The following is a 4,050-nucleotide window of genomic DNA, read 5'->3' as shown; positions in this document are numbered from 1 at the left end:
GTGGCTGGGGTGGCCGCGGTGACACGGCCGGCGGCTCGTCGGCGAGCACCGAGGTCGTCGCCGCCTCGGCGGACGCCACCGTCTGCGGCCGCGCCCGATGCGGCACCGCGCTGCGCAGCGGGTCGCGGTACTCACCGGACGTGAGCGGCAGCTCCTGACCGATGGCGGCGGGGTCCTCCCACCCCAGATCGTCGAGCTCGGTCGCCGCAGGCTCGTCGGGGAGGGTCTGCGGGCCGCGCCCCGGCGCCGCCGAACTCACCGGAACGGAACCGGTGATCTCGGTGGCGTTCTCGGCGGGGTGGTTCTCCGCAGGGTTCTCGAACGCCGCCCGACGACGACGGTGACGTGTCGACGGTTTCCCGTCGGCCGGCTGGGTGAAATACCGGAGCCGGTCGAGATCGAGCTGCTCGGTGGGTTGATCGGCGATGTCGTGCCGACGAGCCCGATGTCGGTCATCGCTCACCGGGTGACCCCCGGGTTGTTTCCGTGGCCTTCGGTCGAAGTGCAGCGGAACTTCATGATCATGAAGTACACTGCGCCACAGGGCCGGTCAGGTGCGGGGGTCATTTTCGCGTGTCCAGCCACCCCTGCAGGATAGCGACCGCGGCGGCCTGATCGATCACGCCACGCGAGGACTTCGCCTTCACACCGCTCGCACGCAGTGCCTGGGTGGCGGTGACCGTGGTCAGACGCTCGTCGTGATACTCGACACCCACCGGGGCTATCCGGTCGGCGAGCCGATCACCGAATTCACGCGCGGTCTGCGCCGCGGCGCCCGCCTCGTTGCGCAGCGTCTTGGGCAGACCGACCACCACGCCGACCGCCTCGTACTCGGCGACGAGCTCCGCGATGCGGTCGATATCCCCCGCACCGTCGGGAGTGCGGCGCACGGTCTCCACCGGTGTCGCGAGGATGCCGTCGGGATCGCAGACGGCCACACCGATCCGGACGCTGCCGACGTCGACGCCGAGCCGGCGTCCGCGGGTCACACTCACCGGTCCCGGACGAGTTCGCGCAGTCGGGCCATGGCGGCGTCGATGCCGGCGGCGTCGGTCCCCGAGCCCTGGGCGAGGTCCGGCTTGCCGCCGCCGCGACCGCCGACGAATCCGCCGATCTCCTTGACGATGTCGCCGGCCTTGATGCCGAGCGCCCGTGCTGCGTCGGTGGTGGCGACGACGAACGGCACCTTGGGCGCGTCACCGTCACCGACCGACGAGAACAGCGCGACGACCGCGGACCGGTCGGCGACCTTGCCCCGCAGATCGGCGGCGAGAGTGCGCAGGCCGTTGCCGTCGATGCCGTCAGGCAGCCGGCCGCCGACGATGAGCGTCGAGCCCGCGGTGACCGCGGCGTCGATCAGTCCCGACGCGGCCGCACGGGCCGACTCCTCGCGAAGCCGCTCGACCTCCTTCTCGGCGTCGCGCAACCGGGTGACCAGCTGTTCGACGCGGCCGGGCACCTCGTCGGAGGGCACCTTGAGCGACGACGCGAGACCGGCGAGCAGAGCACGCTCCTTGGACAGGTAGCGGAAGGAGTCCATGCCGACGTAGGCCTCGACACGCCGCACACCCGAGCCGACCGACGACTCGCCGATCAGCGTGACCGGGCCGATCTGCGCCGACGACGCCACATGCGTGCCGCCGCACAACTCCATCGAGAACGGGCCGCCGATCTCGACGACCCGGACCTGGTCGCCGTAGTTCTCGCCGAACAGCGCGATGGCACCCATCGACTTCGCCTCGGTCTGACCGGTTTCGAAGGTGTGCACCGGGTAGTTCGCCTCGACGGCGGCGTTGCTGATCTCCTCGATCTCGCGACGCTGGCTCTCCGACAAGGGTTTTCCGGAGTGAAAGTCGAACCGGAGGTAGCCGGGGCGGTTGAGCGACCCGGCCTGGGTCGCGCTGGGCCCGAGCACCTCGCGCAGCGCGGCATGCACCATGTGCGTGCCCGAATGTCCTTGTGTCGCACCGTGTCGCCACTGCTGGTCGACCGCCGCGATCACCTCGTCGCCCTCGGCGATCTCACCCTCGTCGACGACGACCTTGTGCAGCCACACCGACTTGCCGGCCTTCTGCACGTCGGTGACGCGCAGGCGCACGCCGTCGCCGGTGGTGATGGTGCCGACGTCGGCCATCTGACCGCCGGCTTCCGCGTAGAGCGGGGTGCGGTCGAGTACCACCACGAGTTCCTGCCCCGGGGTCGCCGACTGTACCCGCGCACCGTCGGCGACCAGACCGAGCACCTTGGCCTCGGAGATGAGCTCGTCGAAGCCGGTGAAGTCGGTCGGTCCGCGATCGAGGAACTCCCGGTAGATCGACATGTCCGCGTGTCCGGTCTTACGGGCGGTGGCGTCGGCCTTGGCCCGCTTCTTCTGCTCGGCCATCAGGGTGGTGAACCCCTCCTGGTCGACCGTCAGGCCGGCTTCGGCGGCCATCTCCAGCGTGAGGTCGATCGGGAAGCCGTAGGTGTCGTGCAGGGTGAACGCGTCCGATCCGCTCAGCGTCGTACGTTCGGCGGCCTTGGTGGCGGCAGCCGCATCGGCGAACAGCTTCGACCCGGCGGCCAGGGTCTTGCTGAACGATGCCTCCTCGCCCACCGCCACGTCGACGATGTGCTTGCGTTGCGTCGCAAGATTCGGGTACGACGGCGACATCGTGTCGATCACCAGGTTGATGAACGCCCCCATGGTCGGTTTGTCGGCGCCGAGAAGCCGCACCGACCGCACCACCCGCCGCAGCAGGCGGCGCAGGACGTAGCCGCGGCCGTCGTTGCCGGGCAGCACCCCGTCGCCGATCAGCAGCGCCGCGGTGCGTGCGTGGTCGGCGATCACCCGGAACTTGACGTCATCGTCATGGTCGCCCGCACCGTAGGCGCGCCCGGTCAGTTCGGCGGCGAGGTCGATGATCGGCTTGAGCAGGTCGGTCTCGTAGACGTTGTCGACACCCTGCAGCAGGCACGCGACCCGCTCGATGCCCATGCCGGTGTCGATGTTCTTCTTCGGGAGCGGCCCGAGGATCTCGTAGTTCTCCTTGCCGCCGCCGGGACCGCGCACGTTCTGCATGAACACGAGATTCCAGATCTCGATGTAGCGGTCCTCGTCGGCCTCCGGGCCGCCTTCGACGCCGTAGGCCGGTCCGCGGTCGTAGAAGATCTCCGAACACGGCCCGCACGGCCCGGGGACACCCATCGACCAGTAGTTGTCCTTGAGCCCGCGCCGCTGGATGCGTTCGGCGGGCACCCCGATATAGTCGCGCCAGATGGCCTCGGCCTCGTCGTCGTCGAGGTAGACCGTCGGCCACAGCTTCTGCGGGTCGATGCCGTAGCCGCCGTCGGAGAGGCTGTTGGTGAGCAGCGACCACGCGAATGCGATCGCGTCCCGCTTGAAGTAGTCGCCGAAGGAGAAGTTGCCCGCCATCTGGAAGAAGGTGTTGTGACGGGTGGTGATGCCGACCTCGTCGATGTCGAGGGTGCGCACGCATTTCTGCACGCTCGTCGCCCGCGAGTACGGCGGAGTCTGCTCTCCCAGGAAGTACGGCTTGAACGGGACCATGCCGGCATTGACGAACAGCAGGTTCGGATCGTCGAGGATCAGCGAGGCGCTGGGCACCTCGGTGTGACCCGCCTTGATGAAATGATCCAGGAATCGCTGGCGGATTTCATGCGTCTGCACTGAGTTCGTCCTTGATGTGGTCTGCGGTTGGTTCGGCGCCCGACGTCGCGGCATCCGGGCTGGTCGACACACCAGCCTACCGCCGCTCGAGAGATGTCCACGTCTCCCCCGGTCGACTCACCGCCGACGCGAGGTCCGCGGCACCATTCCACGCACAATCGAACGGAGTTTAACCAGGCGTGCGCCGATCTCGCGTTCGTTGCCGTGATCGGTCGGGCGATAGTAGTCCACGCCGACCAGCTCGTCGGGCGGGTACTGCTGGGCGAGGACGGCGTCGGGGTCGTCGTGCGGGTAGCGGTAGCCGATCCCGTTGCCCAGGCCCTTCGCGCCGGCATAGTGGCTGTCGCGCAGGTGCGCGGGAACGGCCCCGGACTTCCCTG

Annotated in this window: 3 protein-coding genes and 1 pseudogene; all 4 read right to left on the bottom strand. The window is 68.9% G+C overall.

From position 1 onward, the window contains the following. Positions 1-463 (bottom strand): annotated as a pseudogene (locus GORHZ_RS11440) (hypothetical protein); the annotation flags it as partial. A gap of 100 nt (positions 464-563) precedes the next feature. After that, entirely contained in the window at positions 564-995 is a 432-nt protein-coding gene (gene ruvX / locus GORHZ_RS11435; RefSeq protein ID WP_006333100.1) for a Holliday junction resolvase RuvX, read from the bottom strand. Next, complete coding sequence (gene alaS, locus GORHZ_RS11430; protein ID WP_006333099.1) at positions 992-3,670, bottom strand: alanine--tRNA ligase; 2,679 nt, start codon at positions 3,668-3,670, stop codon at positions 992-994. The genes ruvX and alaS overlap by 4 nt, the downstream gene beginning before the upstream one ends. 117 nt (positions 3,671-3,787) lie before the next feature. Beyond that, the coding region (locus GORHZ_RS11425; RefSeq protein WP_006333098.1) for an AAA family ATPase at positions 3,788-4,050 on the bottom strand (263 nt) is incomplete at its 5' end.

The sequence above is a fragment of the Gordonia rhizosphera NBRC 16068 genome, assembly GCF_000298195.1.
Lineage (GTDB): Bacteria > Actinomycetota > Actinomycetes > Mycobacteriales > Mycobacteriaceae > Gordonia > Gordonia rhizosphera.
The sequence above is the reverse complement of the archived record's forward strand: the minus strand, read 5'-3'. Positions and strand labels throughout refer to the sequence as shown.